Source organism: Nocardioides sp. JCM 18998 (assembly GCF_055391535.1).
The window spans coordinates 1,486,608-1,504,910 of the sequence record NZ_AP043886.1 but is presented as its reverse complement, the minus strand read 5'-3'; the positions used below and the strand labels follow the sequence as shown (position 1 = coordinate 1,504,910).

At 71.5% G+C, this 18,303-nt stretch carries 11 protein-coding genes; 6 read left to right on the top strand and 5 right to left on the bottom strand.

Annotation, left to right across the window (positions count from 1 at the left end):
- Positions 1-9 precede the first annotated feature (9 nt).
- Complete coding sequence (locus ACZ5L9_RS07125; protein WP_464536818.1) at positions 10-1,926, bottom strand: M13 family metallopeptidase; 1,917 nt, start codon at positions 1,924-1,926, stop codon at positions 10-12.
- A gap of 187 nt (positions 1,927-2,113) precedes the next feature.
- Between ACZ5L9_RS07125 and ACZ5L9_RS07120 the strand changes: the two genes are divergently transcribed.
- Entirely contained in the window at positions 2,114-3,196 is a 1,083-nt protein-coding gene (locus ACZ5L9_RS07120; protein WP_464535557.1) for a hypothetical protein, read from the top strand.
- Positions 3,197-3,263: 67 nt separating this feature from the next.
- On the opposite strand, the gene ACZ5L9_RS07115 is transcribed toward ACZ5L9_RS07120, so the two are convergent.
- Entirely contained in the window at positions 3,264-4,499 is a 1,236-nt protein-coding gene (locus ACZ5L9_RS07115) for a M15 family metallopeptidase (RefSeq protein WP_464535555.1), read from the bottom strand.
- A gap of 58 nt (positions 4,500-4,557) precedes the next feature.
- On the opposite strand from ACZ5L9_RS07115, the gene ppgK reads away from it, so the two are divergent.
- From ppgK to ACZ5L9_RS07100, 3 genes are all read left to right on the top strand, one after another.
- Positions 4,558-5,310 (top strand): polyphosphate--glucose phosphotransferase, encoded by a 753-nt coding sequence (ppgK, locus tag ACZ5L9_RS07110; RefSeq protein WP_464535553.1) that lies wholly within the window; start codon positions 4,558-4,560, stop codon positions 5,308-5,310.
- A gap of 182 nt (positions 5,311-5,492) precedes the next feature.
- On the top strand, positions 5,493-7,037 hold the full coding sequence (locus tag ACZ5L9_RS07105) for a helix-turn-helix domain-containing protein (protein WP_464535551.1): 1,545 nt from the start codon (positions 5,493-5,495) through the stop codon (positions 7,035-7,037).
- Between the two features lie 14 nt (positions 7,038-7,051).
- Positions 7,052-8,590 carry a hypothetical protein gene (locus tag ACZ5L9_RS07100; RefSeq protein ID WP_464535549.1) on the top strand — a complete coding sequence of 513 codons (1,539 nt, stop codon included), beginning with the start codon at positions 7,052-7,054 and terminating at the stop codon, positions 8,588-8,590.
- Between the two features lie 342 nt (positions 8,591-8,932).
- Here ACZ5L9_RS07100 and ACZ5L9_RS07095 read toward each other — a convergent pair whose 3' ends face one another.
- A complete protein-coding gene (locus ACZ5L9_RS07095) occupies positions 8,933-11,446 on the bottom strand; it encodes a beta strand repeat-containing protein (protein ID WP_464535545.1) in 2,514 nt (837 codons plus the stop codon).
- Positions 11,447-11,845: 399 nt separating this feature from the next.
- On the opposite strand from ACZ5L9_RS07095, the gene ACZ5L9_RS07090 reads away from it, so the two are divergent.
- Entirely contained in the window at positions 11,846-13,603 is a 1,758-nt protein-coding gene (locus ACZ5L9_RS07090; RefSeq protein WP_464535543.1) for a phosphatidylglycerol lysyltransferase domain-containing protein, read from the top strand.
- 164 nt (positions 13,604-13,767) lie between these two features.
- On the opposite strand, the gene ACZ5L9_RS07085 is transcribed toward ACZ5L9_RS07090, so the two are convergent.
- Complete coding sequence (locus ACZ5L9_RS07085) at positions 13,768-16,731, bottom strand: DEAD/DEAH box helicase (RefSeq protein WP_464535541.1); 2,964 nt, start codon at positions 16,729-16,731, stop codon at positions 13,768-13,770.
- Between the two features lie 61 nt (positions 16,732-16,792).
- The gene (locus ACZ5L9_RS07080) at positions 16,793-17,263 is read right to left on the bottom strand and encodes an SRPBCC family protein (protein WP_464535538.1); all 471 of its coding nucleotides are present in this window, start codon (positions 17,261-17,263) and stop codon (positions 16,793-16,795) included.
- Positions 17,264-17,325: 62 nt separating this feature from the next.
- On the opposite strand from ACZ5L9_RS07080, the gene ACZ5L9_RS07075 reads away from it, so the two are divergent.
- Positions 17,326-18,303: a hypothetical protein gene (locus tag ACZ5L9_RS07075; protein ID WP_464535536.1), complete on the top strand. Its 978-nt coding sequence runs from the start codon at positions 17,326-17,328 to the stop codon at positions 18,301-18,303.

Here is an 18,303-nt window from a genome sequence, read left to right as displayed (position 1 = left end):
AACTCGGGGTCACCAGATGCCGACGCGGGCCTCCGGCGCGAGCCACAGCGCGTCGCTCTCCGAGGTGGCGAAGAGCTCGTGGAACTCGTGCAGGTTGCGCACGATGTTGGCCCGGAACTCGGCCGGCGAGTGCGGGTCGACGGCGAGCAGCTGCTGGAGCTGTTCGGGGCGACGCTTGCCGCGCCAGACGTAGGACCAGTTGAGGAACAGCGAGCGCTTCTCGTCGTCGGTCGCCTCGGGGTGCGCGATGAGGAAGGCCTTGTACGCGATGGTCAGGCCACCGAGGTCGCCGATGTTCTCGCCGACGGTGAGCTGACCGTTGACCTTCTCGCCGGGCAGGTCGCGCAGCTCGAAGCCGTCGTACTGCTCGATCAGGGCCTTGGTCTTCACCTCGAACGCGGCGCGGTCGGCGTCGGTCCACCAGTTCTCCATGTTGCCGTCGCCGTCGTACTGCGAGCCCTGGTCGTCGAAGCCGTGGCCGATCTCGTGGCCGATGACGGCGCCGATGCCCCCGTAGTTCTCCGCGAGGGTCGCCTCGGGGCTGAAGAACGGCTTCTGCAGGATGCCCGCGGGGAAGCAGATCTCGTTGGTGCCGGGGTTGTAGTAGGCGTTGACCGTCTGCGGCAGCATGTGCCACTCGTCGCGGTCGACCGGGCCGCCGAGCTTGTCGAGCTGGCGGTCGGTCTCGAAGACCGATGCGGCCTGCACGTTGGCGAGCAGGTCGCCGCGCACCACGGTGAGCGCGGAGTAGTCGCGGAAGGTCTTCGGGTAGCCGATCTTGGGGGTGAACTTCTCCAGCTTGGTGAACGCCCGCTGCTTGGTCTCCTCGCTCATCCAGTCGAGCGCCTCGATCGAGACGCGGTACGCGGCGAGCAGGTTGGCCACCAGGTCGTCCATCATCGCCTTGGAGGCGGGCGGGAAGTGCCGCGCGACGTACTCCTCGCCGACCTCCTCGCCGACGACGCCCTCGACGAGCGCGACGCCACGCTTCCAGCGCTCGCGCAGCTCGGGCGTGCCGTTCAGGGTGCGGCCGTAGAAGTCGAAGTTGGTCTCGACGAAGTCGTCGGTGAGGTAGGCGGCGGCCCAGCGGAGCACGTGCGCGAGCAGCCAGGAGCGCCACTCCTCCACCGACGTCTCGCTCAGCACCGAGGAGAGGTGGGAGAAGAATGACGGCTGGCGCACGATGACCTCGCCCAGCACCGCATCGCCCGACAGCTTCGCGCCGGCGAGGTTGGTGACGTAGGCGTCCCAGTCGAAGCCCGGCGCCAGCTCGCGTAGCTCGGCGAGGGTCATCAGGTTGTACGTCTTCTGCCGGTCGCGGGTCTCGGCGCGCTGCCAGTGGCCGGCCGCGATCTTGGTGTCGATCGCCAGCACCGTCTCCGCGGCAGCGGCCGCGTCGGCGACACCGCCGAGGGTGAACAGCCGGGTCAGATAGGCGACGTACTTCGTCCGGATCTCGGCGAACTTCTCATCGCGGTAGTAGGACTCGTCGGGCAGCCCGAGGCCGCCCTGGAGCAGGTTGAAGATGTAGCGCGAGGAGTCCTTGTCGTCGGTGTTGACGTAGCCCCCGAAGAGGCCGTGCCCGCCGATCCGCTCGAACTCGCCCAGGAACGCGGCCAGGTCGGCCACGTCGCGCAGCGCCTCGACCGCGGCGACCAGCGGCTTGATCGGCTCGGTGCCGGCCACGTCGACCGCGGCGGTGTCCATGAAGGAGGCGTAGAGATCGCCGATCCGCGAGCCCGCGGGCGCGCCCTCGATGATCTCGCGCACCTGGGCCTCGGCCTCGTCGACGAGCACCGTGAAGGCGCCGGCGCTGGCCTTGTCGGCGGGGATCTCGTACTCGCGCAGCCAGGTGCCGTTGACATGGCCGAAGAGGTCGTCCTGCGGTCGGACCGCCAGGTCCATGCCCTCGCGGGCGTCATCCAGAGTGCTCACGCGACGACATTAGCCAAAGCCTCCGACGGTACGTGACAAACACGGGGCAGCGCAGCCGTCCACCCGAACTCTCGCGGTGGCGTCTAGACCGATGCTCCTGCCCGTGTGACCAGGCTCCCAGAGGCTCGTTGGAGACCCGACCTGTCTCGGGATCCTCATCCTCCGTGGAGCCCTCATCATGAAATTCATCCGCAGCATCACGCCCACGGTCGCCGCTGTCGCGGCCGCCACCCTCGTCACCGGCGGCGCCGGCGCCTACGCCGCCGGCCAGCTCACCGGCCACGACATCAAGAGCCACTCCATCACCAGCAAGAACCTCGCCGACAGCGCGGTCAAGAGCCGCAGCATCAAGGACGGCACGATCCAGCTCAAGGACCTCAGCTCCAAGACGATCGGCTCGCTGAAGTCCGGCTCGTCGACAACGAGCCCGCTCGCCCAGGCCGGCCCCCAGGGTCCGTCCGGCGAGTCCGCCTACCAGCTCGCCGTCGACGACGGCTTCAGCGGCACCCTCGCCGACTGGCTGCTCTCGCTGCGCGGCGCGGCGGGCGCCACCGGAGCTCCCGGTGCGACCGGGGCCGCCGGCTCGAACGGAAGCAACGGCCTTCCCGGCAAGGACGGCGCCGACGGCACGAACGGCACCGACGGCAAGGACGGCCTGCCCGGCGCCGATGGCACCAACGGAACCGACGGTACGAACGGCACCGACGGCAAGGACGGCCTGCCCGGCGCTGACGGCACCAACGGAACCGACGGTGAGTCCGCCTTCGACCTCGCCACCGACGACGGATTCACCGGCGACCTCACCCAATGGCTGGCGTCCCTCCACGGCGCTGACGGCGCCCCGGGCGCCCCGGGCGCGGACGGGAAGGACGGCGCAACCGGTCCTGCCGGCCCCGCGGGCCCGACCGGCGCGACCGGTGCGACGGGTGCGACGGGCGCCACCGGCCCCGCGGGTGTCGTCGGCGCCAAGTACGTCTCCGCGTCCACTGTCACTTCGTCCTCGGGCGGCACGGCCACCGTGTCATGTGCGGCGAACTACACCGCGATCAGCGGCGGCTACTACCTCACCGACAGCAGCGGCGCCTTCAAGGCGTCGGGGCCGCTCGGCTTCTACGTGGGGCAGTCGTTCGCGGGCAAGGTGACCGGATCGACCGTCGACCCGACCACCCGTACGGGCTGGGTCGTGACGTACGACAACGGAAGCAACCAGACCCGCCTCGTCGTCACCGCGGTCTGCATCCCGACCTCGTCGTTCAGCTGATCCCGGGCTTCTAGGCTCGCCGCTCGCACCTCGACCATCGCCCCCGGTGGTCGAGGTGCGGGCGGCGTCAGCCCGGGTTGACGATCCGGTTCATCTCGAAGTGCATCGGGTCCGTGTAGTGCCAGACCCCGCCCCAGGTGAATCCCCACTTCTCGAAGATCTGCACCACCGAGCGATCCATCTGCCCGGCGGTGCCGCGGGCGTTCTCGGGGGCGTTGATGTCGATCGCGAGGCCGAAGGCGTGGTTGGACAGCGATGACGTACCGGCGATGAACCGCGGGTAGTAGCAGCCGGCGGTGGAGTGGATCGTGCCGGCCAGACCCCGGGCCTGGACCTCGGCGAGCGCCGCCTTGAGCTGCGGGAACAGCATCCGGTTGCAGGTCACCTGACCCAGGATCGGCACCGTGTCGGTGACGATGTGGGAGGACACCCACGACGGATCGGGCGAGATCATCCCGCCGCCGAGCACTCGGTAGGCGTAGTGGCCGACCGCCTCGGCGACCGTGCCGACCACGTTGGCGAACTGCGGCGCATCCGGGTCGAGGCCCTCGCGCGCCACCACATCGAGGCGCTGGATCGAGGCGGCCTTGCCGAGGAGCGCCTTGAGCGGCTTCACCACCCGCTCGGGCGAGGTGATCGCCGTGGAGATGATCACCGCGTTGTCGGGCGTCATCCCCAGCGCCGCGCCCCACGACGTGTTGACCACCGCGTCGACCAGGCCGGGGATCTGCGGCGCCCAGGCGCCGACGTGGATCGTGGGGGCATCCGAGGCCGAGCCCATCCGCCAGTAGCCCGCGGCATCCGGCGGGAGCTGTCGCTTCAGCGTGCGGTTCACGGCCAGCTCCCCGCCCGCCACCCGGTCCCACACCTGGCCGGCGTCCGCCGACTCCAGCGGCGTGTAGTTGCGGTAGGTCGCGGGGTCGACCGCGACGATGTTGAGCAGCCGGTCCTCGATCGACACCTCGCCGATGGAGAGCTGCTCGATGCCGGTGACGCCGTGCACGGCGCGGATGGCGTCCACCTGCGCAGCGGTGAGCGAGGTCTTCGCGCGGACCAGGATGTCGGCGGAGTGCAGCTCGCCGGTGCGCGGACCGGGCGCCGGTACGGCATGGGACGGATCGGCCACCGGGACGACCGGCGAGGCGGACCCCGAGGCGGTCCCCGAAGCCGTACCGGAGGCGCTGACGGACGTCGACGGCGACGGCGGACCCGCCGTGCCAGACGAGGTGGTGGCGCCGCATCCGGCGGCCGTGACGAGGACAGCCGTGAGCGCAGCACCGAGCCCGCCGAGCCGCCGCGTCATCGCCTCACCCCTCCTGGCGACCAGGGTACGGGAGGGTGAAACGGGGCAGGATGGGCGTATGACGACGACCAACGGCTTCGGCATCGACTTCGGCGGCACGGGCATCAAGGGTGCCCCGGTGGACCTCGAGATCGGCCGCTTCGCCCAAGAGAGGGTGCGGATCAAGACCCCCGACAAGTCGACCCCGAAGAACGTCGCGGAGGTCTTCGTGGACCTCCTCGCCCAGTTCCCGGAGTCGACCGGTCCGATCGGCGTCACCGTCCCCGGCGTGGTCAGCCACGGTGTCGTCCAGACCGCCGCCAACATCGACCGGGACTGGATCGGCACCGACGCCGACACGCTGTTCACCAAGGCCACCGGTCGGGAGGTGCACGCCGTCAACGACGCGGACGCCGCCGGCCTGGCCGAGGTGCGTTACGGGGCCGCCCGCGGCGTCAAGGGGCTGGTCATCGTCACCACCCTCGGCACCGGCATCGGCTCGGCCCTGGTGCACGACGGCGTCCTCATCCCCAACTCCGAGCTCGGCCACCTGGAGATCGACGGGCACGACGCGGAGACGCGCGCCGCCAACTCGGCGCGCGAGCGCGACGAGCTCTCCTGGAAGCACTGGGCGCACCGGCTGCAGCGCTACTACTCGGCCGTCGAGAAGCTCTTCTCCCCGGACCTCATCGTGGTCGGGGGCGGCGTCTCCAAGCAGGCGAACGATTTCCTCCCGCTGCTGCGGCTGCGCACCAAGATCGTGCCGGCGGAGCTGCGCAACAACGCCGGCGCGGTGGGCGCCGCGCTCTACGCGATGGAGCGCAGCCGCTAACGCGGCCCGCCTTCTGAACCCGCCCACCGCCACTGGTCTAGTCATGGCGGCGGACTTTTACCGTTTCGCCACCATCCTTAACTTTTTTGCGTATTGTCACGTGCTCCTGCAAGAAGGGGGAGTGACCCACGGGCACCCGCCACCGTTAAGAGGTAGTGCAGTCTGTGGCGAAGGCAGGGCAAGTGGAGCGGGCGTCGATGTCGCGCGGCCGTGGTCGCCCGTACCGTCCACCCCTCGACAGCTCGCCGTGGGCCAGCGTCACCGGTGGCACCGGTGCACGTACGGCCTGGCTCCTCGGGACCTCCCGGATGCTGCATGCCGGCGGCGCCTTCGCCAACCGCCAGGAGCTCCTGCCGCTGCTGCTCGAGCGCGGCATCCGCGTCGACAACACCAAGCTCTCACGCTGGGAGTCGGGCACCGGCCCGATCTCCCCGCAGGTGGTGCAGGCGTACGAGGAGATCCTCGGCCTGCCCCCGCAGCAGCTCCGCTCGACCGTCAGCCTGCTGACCGGCTCGTCGGCCACCCCCACTCCGGCCGAGGACTCCGCCGGCGGGGAGCGGACGCTCGACGGGCTCATCGAGCGCGTCCTCGGTGGCGATGCGTACGACGGCGACTGCTGGGTGCGGCTCACCGGCGAGCTCGCCGCCCACCCGGCGATCTACCTGCGCTCGACGCTGTGGCACGCGCTCGCGACGCAGCTGGTCAGCGAGCTCTCCCGCTCCGTCGGCGTCGCCTACACCGCCCGTCTCGCGGCGCTGCACCAGCTCATCGCGCACCCGATGGCGCACCACGACGTGGTCGCTGCGATCGGGCAGTACGTCACCGACCCGCACGCCGTGCGCGTCGACGACGTCATCGCGGCCCTCGCCCAGGCGCCGAGCGCGAGCGCCCGCTCCCTCGCGCTCGGCCTCCTCGCCAGCGGCGACCCCGAGCTCCAGGACGGTGCCGCCCGCGCGATCGCCGCCATGCAGGCGACCCACACCTGGAACGACGGACTGGACGCCTCCCTCGAGGACGGCGTGGTCAAGCTGCTCGGCGCGGAGACCGAGACCCAGGCCAGCGGCCACGCGGATCTGCTGCGCTACTTCGGTCCGGACGCCCGTACGCGCGTCATCGGTGCCGTCGGCTCGCCGCTGCACCATCAGTTCCTGCTCGACCACGCCACCCTGATCTCACCGGCGAGCGCCACCCTGATCGCCGCCCAGGTCGCGGCGTCGGCGCAGGAGAGCGCACCGATGGTGGGCGACGCCCCCGACCCGATGCTCGAGCGGCTGGTCCGCGAGGCGCTCTTCCACGCCCACGCCGAGCGCCGGCACCGGTCCGCGACGCTCCTGGCCGCCAGCCCCTACGCCGCCGGCGTCGGCGCCGCGACGGCCGGCCTGCTCAACGCGGACGACCCGCTGATCGCGCGCCGTGCAGCCGACCTGCTCCGCTTCACGATCACGCCGGCGGAGGTCGAGCAGGTGCTGACCGTGCCGGTCCCGCGTACCGGGGAGGTCCAGGCGGCCGCTCTCTCGTCGCTCGGCCACGTCTCGGAGCTGTCCGAGAGCCAGGTCGACGAGGTGCTGCGGCACTCCCCGTGGTCCGACGAGCAGCACGCCGACGCCGCCCTCTACGTGCTCGGCATGCACGGCCTCACCGACCGCCTCCGCACCGAGGACGTGCCGGCGCACGTCGCCTCCGGCGCCAACTGGTGGCGTCGGACCGGCGCGCGCGTCGGGCGCTGAGCGACCCACCGGGCATGGCATCGACGAGGGACACGGGCGCCCAGCGCAAGACCGGGCGGCCCTATCGCGCGCCCACCGACCTGACGGCGCCGGCCTCCTCCGTACCCGAGCAGCGACCGCGGCTGGCGTGGCTGCTCGGCGTCAACCGGATGCTGCGCGAGGAGGGCGCCTACGCCCACCGGCGTGACTTCCTCGCCGCGCTCGCCGCGCAGGGCATCTCCTGCGACGAGTCGAAGCTCTCCCGGTGGGAGTCGGGCGCCGTGGCCGTGCCGGACGACGCCGTCCTGGCGTACGAGGAGATCCTCGGCCTCGACCCGCACTCGTTGCGCGGCGCGATCGGGTTCGAGGTCGACCCCGAGCCGCTGCGACGTGCCCGGTCGCACCCGCCCGAGGAGATCGACCGGCTCATCACCGACGTGCTCGACGGCAACGCCACCGGCCAGGACTGGATGGAGCTCACCGACGAGCTCCTGTCGGGTCGCGACGTCTACCTGCGTTCCGCCGATTGGGCACAGCTCACCTCACAGCTGCTCTCGGAGCAGGCGCGGGCGATCGGGACCGCGTACGTCTCGCGCACCGTCGCCGCGACCCGGCTCGCCGCGCACCCGGCCGCGCAGCCGCACTTCGTCCGGTCGGTGGGCGCCCTGGTGCTCGACGAGCGCGTACGCCGCCGGGAGGGCACCGTCCGGCTGCTCGCCGCCGTGCCGGGGCAGCGGACCTGGGCGCTGATGCTGCGGCTGTGCACCACCGGCGCGCTCCCGGTGCGGCTCGGCGCCATCGAGATCGCGATCCGGCACGCCGGCGACGAGCCCCGCACCCCCCAGGAGCTGGTGACCCTGGAGAAGGCGCTCGCCCAGCTGCTCGAGGAGCTGCCCGGCGACCGCACGCTGCTGGCGCTCGCAGCGCGGCTGCAGGAGACTTCCCCGCAGTTCAAGGCGCTCGTCGCCGCGCTCGGCACGGCCGAGCCGGTGACGATCAGCACGGCCGAGCGCACCGTCGCGGCCGGTGTCGCCCAGGGCGCCCAGGGGGCACTCCAGGGCCATCGCGGCTGGGACGGCGAACCCGACCCGATGCTCGCCTCGCTCACCGCCGACGCGCTCTTCCACCCGGCCACGAGGCGGGTGCGCGCCGCGTACGGCGTCCTGCTCGCCTCGCCCTACCGGAGCACGCTCGCGGCCGCCTCGCTGGACCTCGCGGGCCGCAACCTCGCCGCGGTCGATCCCTCCGGTCGCGCAGCCGCCCGGATGGCGCACTTCCTGCGGGCCGAGGACGGCGAGCGGATGCTCCACCTCGCCGAGTCGGCGCGCGACGTCCGCCGTCGCGCCGAGCTCACCGCCGCGCTCTCCGGCCAGCCGGACCCGCTCCTCGGCGCACAGCTGACTCGCCTCGGCGCCCTCGAGGACTCACCCGAGATGGTCGACGCCGCGGTGCACACGCTGGGCATGCTCGGCCAGCTCGACAGCCTGCGCCCGACGGGCAAGCAGGCCCTCGACCAGCGCGCGGAGACGATGGCCTCCTGGTGGCGCGTCAACGGCGCCCGCGTCGAATCCTGACCCCGCGCCCCGGAGGCCAGGCCCGGTGGTCGAGCCCGGTGGTCGAGTCTGTCGAGACCCGGAACTCCTCAGCCCCACAGCGCCCAGGAAACCGGCCCAGCGGCCGCCTCCCGACGGCTTGGCACACCAATCGCGCACGCTCAGGTGCGGCGGAAATGCCAAAGAGACCACCCTGCATACCGCAGAATGGCCCAGGCGGTCCGGAGCGTGTGTGCCGCAGCGGCAGCACACACACGCTCCGGACCGCGTCTGTGGTCCCGTGTATGGGAAGTTGTCTGATCTGGCGAGCCGCTGGGGCCACGCGCTCGGCGCGGCCCCAGGGCTCACTCAGTCAGACGGAGCTCACTTGAGCTTGAGCGCCTTCTTCACGCCGCCGATGATGACGGAGTAGGCGGTCTTCTTGTTGCCGTTCTTGTCGGCGACCTTGATCTTCACGACGCCGTTCTTGACGACGCCCGTGCCGACCTTCTTGCCGTTGACCTTGACGACGGCCTTCTTGCCGTTGGCGTTGGCAACCTTGACGGTCAGGACGTCCTTCTTGCCCTGGCTCTTGCCGGCGACCTTGCTGATCGCGACCGGGTGCTTGACAACAACCGGCGGGGTGACGACCGGCGGCTTGACCGGGGCAACGACGTTGTACTTCACGGTCTGCGCGCCGGTGTAGGCCGCGAGGGTCGCGTCCGCGTCAGCGGTCGGGGCCGCAACGCCAGCGTCGAGCACCAGCGAGCCGGTGCCAGCGGTGGCACCGCCGTTGACGGTGAACGAGATGCTGCCGGAGGCCGGGATGGCCAGCGCCTGGACCGACGTGCCGTTCGGCAGCGCGCCGGCGCCGCTCTGAGCGACGGTCAGGGACGGGAGGGCAACCGGGTTGCCGAACTCATCGCTGGCCGTGGCGGTGAACTTGCCCGTGGAGCCGGTGGTGATGTCGCCCGACGGCGTGACGCTCAGGTTGTAGAAGGCGTCAGCGGCGTAGGAACGCACGTTGCCCTTGAGCGCCGGAGCGGCGTCCGAGGTAACGGTGACGGTCTGGTTGCCGGCCTGCTTCGAACCAGCGTAGACCTCAGCGTAGCCGCCGTCGTCGGTGGTCACGGTCAGCGACTTCGCGGTGCCCTTGTCGCCGGACTTGGCAGCGACGAAGCCGTTGTCGACCGAGAAGGTCACGCTGTGGTGGGCGAGAGCGTCGCCGTCGGCGTTAAGAACGCGAACGCTGTAGTACTCGCTGGCGCCAGCAGCAACGCCGCCGGGAACCGCGCCCGCGACCGGGAAGCCACTGTCGATGTTGACCGAAGCGGCGGTCACCGAGTTGACGAAGTCGACGTAGGCGTAGCCGTCCGACGCGAGCGTCGAAGCGTCGATGCCCGCACCACCCAGGTCGACGAAGTCGAACGCGTCGTCCTTCGTGGCGTCCTTCTTGGTGTCGGTGTAGGTGTAGGTGGTCTGGCCCTGGGCGTTGGTGGCCGCGAGGTGGTTGGTCGCCGTGACGACCGGGTTGGCGTTAACCATGTCGTCCTGGACCTCGAGCACGTGGCCCACGGCCGGCTTGCCGAACTGGTCCGCGACGAGCAGGTTGACGCTCACCTGCGAGCCCTTGGCGGCGGTGATGACCTCACCGTCGGGGTTGCCCACCAGGGTGATGGTGTTGACAGCGTTCTCGAACTCGGCGACCGCGGCGGTCGAGTGACCCACCGAGAGGCCCTGGCCCGCAACCGTGCTCTGCGAGACGTAGGAGTCGACGACGATGCCGGAGCCCGCGAGAGCCTTGGCCTGGTCGGCCGAGATCGGAGCGGAGAGGCTCGCAACGCCGTTGGCGTCGGTGGTGCCGTACAGCGAGACCTGGAACTGGCTCGGAGCAACGGCGCCCGCGTAGACGTCGAAGCGGACCTTCACGCCCGCGACCGGCTTCGAGGAGGAGTCCTTCAGCGTGACCTTCGCGCCAACGGTGGCGCCCTGGTACGACGGGTAAGCGTTGTTGTTACCGCCGTCGACGATGCCGCCGACGCCCACGAGGGTCGAGCTGGACACGGCGGGAGCGGCGACGACCGACACCGACAGGGTGCTGGTGGGCTCACCGGCGTCAGCCGCCGGCGTCGACGAAGCGCCACCGGTCTGGTTGACCCAGAACTTGACGGTGTGGGCGCCAGCCGCGAGGGCCGGGAGCGTCACGTCGGTCTTGTAGGAGCCGTTGCCCGCGATGCTGCCGGAGTACACCGTGCCGGTGCCGTCGATCTGGTAGTTGAAGTCCGCGCCGCTGACGCCGAAGCCGCTGGCGTCGGTCAGGGAGACAGACGTGCCGGCGGCCTCGCCGACGTACGCGCTGACGGAGGAGGCGCCGAGGGCGACGTTCTTGACGTTCGCGTTGCCCGACAGGCCGCCACCGACCGTGAAGGTCGAGTTGGCGGCGGCACCGGCAACGGCGTCGCTGCTGGCGGCAACCTTGACGGCGCCGGCCGCGTCGGAGGCAACCTTGAGGGTCGCGGCGCCGTTGGTCAGCGGGACGTCGACAGCCTGGGTCCAGCCCGTGGCAGTGTCGGTGTCGGCCACCGTGGAGGCGTCGGTGTCAGCGCCGAGCGTGATCTTGCTGCCGGCGACGGTGGTCGCCGGGGAGACCGGGGTGCCCGGAACGGTCACGAGGATGTGAACGCTGCCGGTCGCGGCCGTGCCGTCGGCCTTCTTGGCGGTGATCGTGTAGGTGGTCGCCTCGCTGGTCGAGACCGAAGCCTTCGACGGGGAGAGCGTGATGGTGCTGACGTCGGTCGAGTTGACCGGCGCCGCGTGGGCGGCGGCCGGGAGGCCGACGATGCCAAGGGCGGCGACGGCGGAAGCCGCCAGGCCCTTGTTGATGCCGCTGCGAGTCATGCTTGGAATCCTTCCGGGTTGTGAAGAGGGTCCCCGGCGTACGGACACAGCAGTGGCCGAAAGCAAAGGGGAAACCTCATTGCCACGAAAGTTAGGGACTCGCGACGAAGCGCGTTGCCTTCTTGCACGCGTTCCTGAGAGAACGCAAAAAAGACCGAGTCGACTCCGGTCGCGGCCACTTAACGGGACCGTCACCCAGGAGTTACGCCGTGTCGGCGGTAGTAGGGGTGAAGGTGGCACGGTACGCGCGGATCTGAGGAGTTTTTGCAGCCGACGTACCCAAAACGCATGAATCTTCACCTTCACAGGCGTCACACATGTCCCACGAGCGTGGATCGCCAGCGTGCGCACAGGTTCGTGATCAGGCTGTGGTGCGACGGCGTCGGTAGGGTCCTCGCGGTGACCTGGGTACGACGTCTTCTCACCGCTCTGAGCACACGCCTGTGGATCAGCAGGCTCGTCCTGATCGTGGGTGCCGTCTCCGTCGCCTCCGCGCTGCTGCCGGCGTTCCACGGGCGTCTGCACCTGGTCCAGGAGATGATCCCCGACGTCTTCCCCGCGGCGGCCACCACCGGCGCCGCGGCGATCGGCACGATCCTGATCGCGCTGAGCGGTGGCCTGCGTCGCGGCAAGTTCCGCGCCTGGCTGCTCGCCACGGTCCTGGCCGCGCTCGCCTCGGTGCTGCACCTGCTCAAGGGGCTCGACGTCGAGGAGGCGCTGATGTGCGTCGGCCTGACCGCGCTCCTCGTCCGCGCCCGCCCGGAGTTCACCGCGCGCCCCGATCCGCGCTCCCTGACCCGGGTCGTCGTCGTCCTCACCCTCGGCCCACTGGTGGCCGGTGCGCTCGGCTTCGCCTGGCTGACGGTCCGCGACGGCGGCCAGGCAGCCGGTACGACCACCGGCGACCGCCTCGCCCAGTCGTTCCTCGGCCTGATCGGCATCCCCGGACCGGTCGGCTTCGTCAGCGGCGGCCAGTACGAGCAGGCGGCGGTGGCGCTGCTGGTGCTCGGCGCGTCCGTCCTGCTCGTCGCCACCCTGGCCGCGCTCCGTCCCGCCGGCGGCCCCCACCGCCTCTCCACCGGCGAGGGCGACCGGCTCCGGGGACTGCTGGCCTCGTGGGGCTGGCTCGACTCGCTGGGCTACTTCGCCCTGCGCGACGACCGCTCGGTTATCTTCGAGCCCCGCGGGCGCGCGGCGATCAGCTACCGCGTGATCGGTGGCGTCAGCCTCGCCGGCGGCGACCCGGTCGGCGATCCCACCGCCTGGGGCGACGCCATCGCCGCCTGGCTCGACGAGGCCAAGGCGTACGGCTGGACGCCGGCCGCCCTGGGCTCCAGCGAGCGCGGCGCCACCGCCTTCCACCGGGCCGGGTTGGAGTGCCTCGAGCTCGGCGACGAGGCGATCGTGCGCGCCGACGGGTTCACCCTGAGCGGTCGGTCGATGCGGGGCGTACGCCAGGCGGTCGCCCGCTGCGAGCGCGCCGGGGTGACGATCACGGTCGACCGGATGCGCGACCTGTCGCCGGAGCGGGTCGAGGAGCTCCGCACCCTCGCCGACGCGTGGCGTGACGGCGCGGTGGAGCGCGGCTTCTCGATGGCGCTGGGCCGCTTCGGCGATCCGAGCGACGCCGAGTCGGTCCTGGTCACCGCGAGCGGGCCCACTGGCGTGGTCGGGCTCCTGCACCTCGTGCCCTGGGGCACCGACGGCCTCTCGCTGGACCTGATGCGCCGCAGCCGCGGCACCGAGAACGGCGTCATCGAGACGATGGTCGCCGGCCTGATGGCGGCCGCGCCCGGCCTCGGCGTCGAGCGGGTCTCGCTCAACTTCGCCGTCTTCCGCACGGTCTTCGCGCGCGGCGAGCGGCTCGGCGCCGGGCCGGTCCAGCGGCTGTGGCGCGGGGTGCTGCTGTGGGCCTCGCGGTTCTGGCAGATCGAGTCGCTCTATCGCGCCAACGCGAAGTACCAGCCCGAGTGGGTGCCGCGGTTCATCGTCTTCCGCAACGCCGGCGACCTGCCGCGGGTCGCGACCGCGGCGCTGCGCGCCGAGGCGTTCCTGTGTGTGCCGACCCTGGGGCGCCGCGGCGCGGGGGCCGTTGGTGAAGCGCCGACGGGTGTGGCGGTCGCGGTCGAGGAGGAGCCCGAGGTCGTCGGCCGCTGAGCGTCCCTGGGTCTCGACAAGCTCGACCTCCGGGGCTCGGTCTCGACAAGCTCGACCTCCGGGGCTCGGGTCTCGACAAGCTCGACCACCGGGGCTCGGGTCTCGACAAGCTCGACCTCCGGGGCTCGGTCTCGACAAGCTCGACCTCCGGGAATCGACTGGCGTCAGTCGAAGAGGGCGCGGACGTCCTCGGCGTCGATCGCGGTGGCCATCGCGCCGTCGCCGTCGAGGACCTGGGTGAAGAGCTCGGCCTTCGCCTCCTTGAGCGCCATCACCTTCTCCTCGATCGTGCCGGAGGCGACCAGGCGGTAGGCCATCACGTGGTTCTTCTGGCCGATCCGGTGGGCGCGGTCGATCGCCTGGGCCTCGGCGGCCGGGTTCCACCAGGGGTCGAGGACGAAGACGTAGTCGGCCTCGGTCAGGGTGAGGCCGGAGCCGCCGGCCTTGAGGCTGATCAGGAACGCCGGCTGGGTGCCGTTCTTGAACGAGTCGATCACCTCGGGGCGGTTGCGGGTGCGTCCGTCCAGGTAGGCGGTCTCGATCCCCTCGGCCTCCAGCCGCGCCTGGACCCGCTTCAGGTACGTGGTGAAGGTGCTGAATACCAGCGCTCGATGGCCCTCGTCGGCCAGCTCCTGGAGGTGCTCGACGAGCACGTCCAGCTTGGCCGAGCCCACGTCCTCGTGCGTCTTGTCGACGAGCGCGGGGTCGAGGCTGAGCTGGCGCAGCCGGGTGAGCGCCCCGAAGATGGCGATCCGGTTGCGCCCGAAGTCGTCGACCAGGCCCAGCACGGTCTGGCGCTCGCGCTGGAGCTGGGTGTCGTAGATCTTCCGATGAGCTCGACCCAGTTCGATTTCAAGGACCTGCTCCTGCTTCGGCGGCAGGTCGTCGGCCACCAGCTCCTTGGTGCGGCGCAGCAGGAACGGCCGGATCCGGCGCCGGAACCTGGCCAGCGAGCGCTCGTCGCCCAGCTGCTCGACCGGCTTCACCACCTGCTGGGTGAACCGCTTCGGGGAGGCGTAGAGTCCCGGCGCGACGATGGAGAGCAGCGACCACAGCTCCATCAGCCGGTTCTCGAACGGCGTGCCGGTCAGCGCCAGCCGGAACGGCACGTCGAGGCGGCGTACCTCCTGATAGGTCTTGCCCTGGTGGTTCTTGACAGTGTGCGCCTCGTCGAGGACCAGCCCGCCCCACGACAGCTCGCGATAGGCCTCCGCCTCGAGCCGGAAGAGCGTGTACGAGGTGACGACGATGTCGGCGCCGTCGTAGATCTCGGCGAGCGTCTGCTCGCGGCGGGCCGCGGAGGAGAGCACCGCCCGGGCGGTCAGCCCCGGGGTGTGTCGGGCCGCCTCGGAGACCCACGTGCTCAGCACGCTGGTCGGCGCGACCACCAGGAACGGACCGCCGCCTCGCGTGCGCGTGTGCGCGATGAGGGAGAGGGTCTGCAGGGTCTTGCCCAGGCCCATGTCGTCGGCCAGGATCCCGCCAAGCCCGCTCTCCCACAGGTAGGCCAGCCAGCGGATGCCGTCGGCCTGGTAGGGCCGCGGGATCGAAGCGAGCCCGTCCAGCGGCACCTCGGGCAGGCCCTCGAAGTCGCGCAGCGCGCGCGCCGTCCGCGCCCAGGCGCTGACCTGCTCGTCCACCACGCCGAGGGTCTCGAGCTCGGCCCACATCGCCAGGTCGTAGCGCCCCACCCGGAGCCCGTCCACGGGCTGGTCGACGAGCTGGCCGGCGTCGGCGACCAGCTCGGCGAGCTGGGCGAACGCCGGGTGAGCCGCGGCCATGTGCCGGCCCGACGCGGTGAAGACCATGTCGGCGCCGGTGGTCAGCGCGGTGAGGACGTCCTTGAGCGCGACCGGCTCCCCGTCGACGCTGATCGTGATGGTCAGGTCGAGCCAGTCGCGATCGTTGCGGGCGTGCTCGTCGTCGGCCTGCTCGAAGCGCACCTCGGGCGCGCTCAGCGCCGCCCGGAAGTCGAGCCGCTCACCGCTCTCGTCGAGCTCGAACGCGCCGGCCGAGGCAGCCTCCTGCAGGGGCGGGAGGATCTCCTCGACGAAGCGGACCAGGTCGCGGTCGGTCCAGGTCCGGACCGGCAGCAGGGCGCCGCCCTCGTCGCGCAGCAGACCGTCGGCGACGGCGGGCAGGCTCAGGCCGGCCAGCACGTCGGCCTCGGCATCGGCCTCGCGGACCGACCCGAGCCCGTCGCGGGAGTCGATCCCGTAGGCGGTCTCGCCGCTGCCGGACCCGTACGCCCAGGCCCAGGAGGTGTCCGCGCGGGTGCCGGTCCAGGCGACCGTCAGCACCAGCCGCGGCGGGGTGACCTCGGGCAGCTCGAACGAGCCGTCGCTGGACGCGGTCGAGAGCTGGCGGCGCAGCCGCGGGAGGTAGGTGGACTCGAACTGTGCGCGCTGCCCGGCCGGCACCGTGACCGGTGCGGCGTTGAGCCGGCGCTGCATCGACAGCGGCAGCGCGTCGCTCAGCGGGGCGAGGACGAGCGTGCGGCCGGTGGCCAGGCCGACGTCGTCGGGGCGGTGCAGCAGCGCCACGCCGTGGGCGGGCTCGCCGATCGCGGCGACCTCGCGTCCGATGCCCGGCCACCACAGGCCGTCGTACGAGATCCCGAGGCGTACGGCCAGGTCACCCGCGCCGTCGTCCTCGACGGAGACGTCGGCCTGGATCGCCAGCGGTTCGTCGCTGACCACGATCTCGCCCAGCCCGGGGCCGGGGACCAGCGCGATGCCGGTCTCCTGCATCCGGCGCAGCAGCGACCACACCGAGGGGCCCAGGCTGAGCAGGTTGGGGTTCTGCTGGCCGTACCCGCGTACGAAGGTGGAGGCCAGGTCGGCCAGGACGGCGACCTGCGCGCTGTCGAGGTCGAGTCCGCTGGCACGCACCGAGGACGGCAGGTCGTTCCAGCCGATGCCGGCCTTCACCCAGCTCCGGCCGCGCCACATCAGCGGACGGATCAGCAGGATGCCGGAGGTCGTCGACCACCGGCTGTCCACGGCCTTGTACTCGATCTCGAGCGCCAGCGGCGTCGCCGCGGCCCCTGTCCGCGCGGAGCGCTCCTCCAGGTCACCGAGCAGAGTGCCCAGATCGCGCGCCCACGTCTCCTCCGGCTCCTGATCCATATCCAGGCAACCCTAGGCGACGGGGTGCAGGAGACCCGCTTCGCGCGGGGTCGGGTGGCCCTCAGCGGGCCTCGGCCTCGGCCTTGATCCGCGACAGCGTCTGCGACATCCCGGAGCGCAGCTCGGCCACGAACGGCTCCTGTCCGCCGAGCGCGACCTTGGTCAGGACCTTCGACAGCATCGAGATGCCGTGCGGCACCTCGCGGCGGTGCGTGACCCGGGTGCCGCCGTCGGCGGTGGGCTCGAGCCGGAAGGACCAGACCGTCCGGTTCTCGGTGATCCGGAAGGCGATCTCCTTGTCCGAGGTGAAGCGCACGATCTTGCCGGAGGTCGGCCAGCGCTTGCGGCCCTGCTTGTTGAGGTTGAGCATCCGGCTGCCCAGCCGGGCCGGTGCCGGCAGGACGACCGTACGGACGACCTGGGGCGACCACTTGGGCATCTGGGCGGGGTCGCTGACCAGGGACCAGACCTTCTCCGGCGGCGCGGCGATCGTGGTCTCGGCGGTCAGATCGGGAGAGCTGGAAGCAGTCATGGCCGCCAACCTACCCATCGGTAACACGGTTGCGGTAGGTGTTCCGCGGGTAGAGGTCGAGCGTGCGGACGGCGGTTCTTCTCCTGACGCTCGCCCTGCTCGCGACCGGTTGCGGCGCGGATGCCGGCACCCTGCGACAGACCGCCTGGGGTCGCGCCGAGCAGCCGATCGAGCCCGACGGGCCGGTGTGGGCCCAGCGCGGCGTGGTCCACCTCGGAGCCGCGGGCACCATCCGCACGAGCCCGCGGATGGACGAGTACGTCGTCGCCGGCGACGGGATCTACTTCGTCGAGCGCGAGCACCCGAGCAGCGCCACGCCGCGTCTGCGGCACGCCACCGCCGAGGGCGTCGCGGACACCGGTGTCGAGATCAGCGGGTGGGGGGAGCTGCGGGCATCCCCGAGCGGCCGCTACCTGGCCTACATCGACCGCAGCACCGGACCCACCGACGAGTTCGGCACCCACCTGGCCGCCGCGATCGTCGTCGACACCACCACCGGCCGCGAGGCGGTGCACACGTACGCCGGGATGGGCGACACCGGGAGCGACGACCTCGCCGATCTCTACGAGGACGCCACCCCGCCCACGATCGCGGGCATCACCGACACGCAGGTCTGGGTGGCCGGCCCGGACGGGATCCGGACCTACGCGCTGCCCGAGGGCGAGCAGACCGACGTCTACGACGGCGTCGACCAGTGGTCGAAGCGGCGGCCCTGGGTCTTCCGCTACGGCAGCGGGCCGCACGGCACCTGGAACCTCGATCGCACCTGGGCGATCGATGCCGACGCGAAGACCGGCGACCTCCTGCACCCCGCCCACGGCCCCGACGTCACGCCGAGGGTCGAGGCGCCCTCCTGGACCCTGGAGCGATGGGTCGACGACGACACCGTCCTGGGCTACGCGTACGACGAGGAGCGGTCGCCCGCGGGCCGGGGCCACCGCGCCGCGAACCCGATCACGTGCGAGGTGCCGAGCGGCACCTGTCAGCGCATCCCGGGAGCCGAGGGAGCGATCCGGCTGCCGCGCCCGTCGGTCGGATGA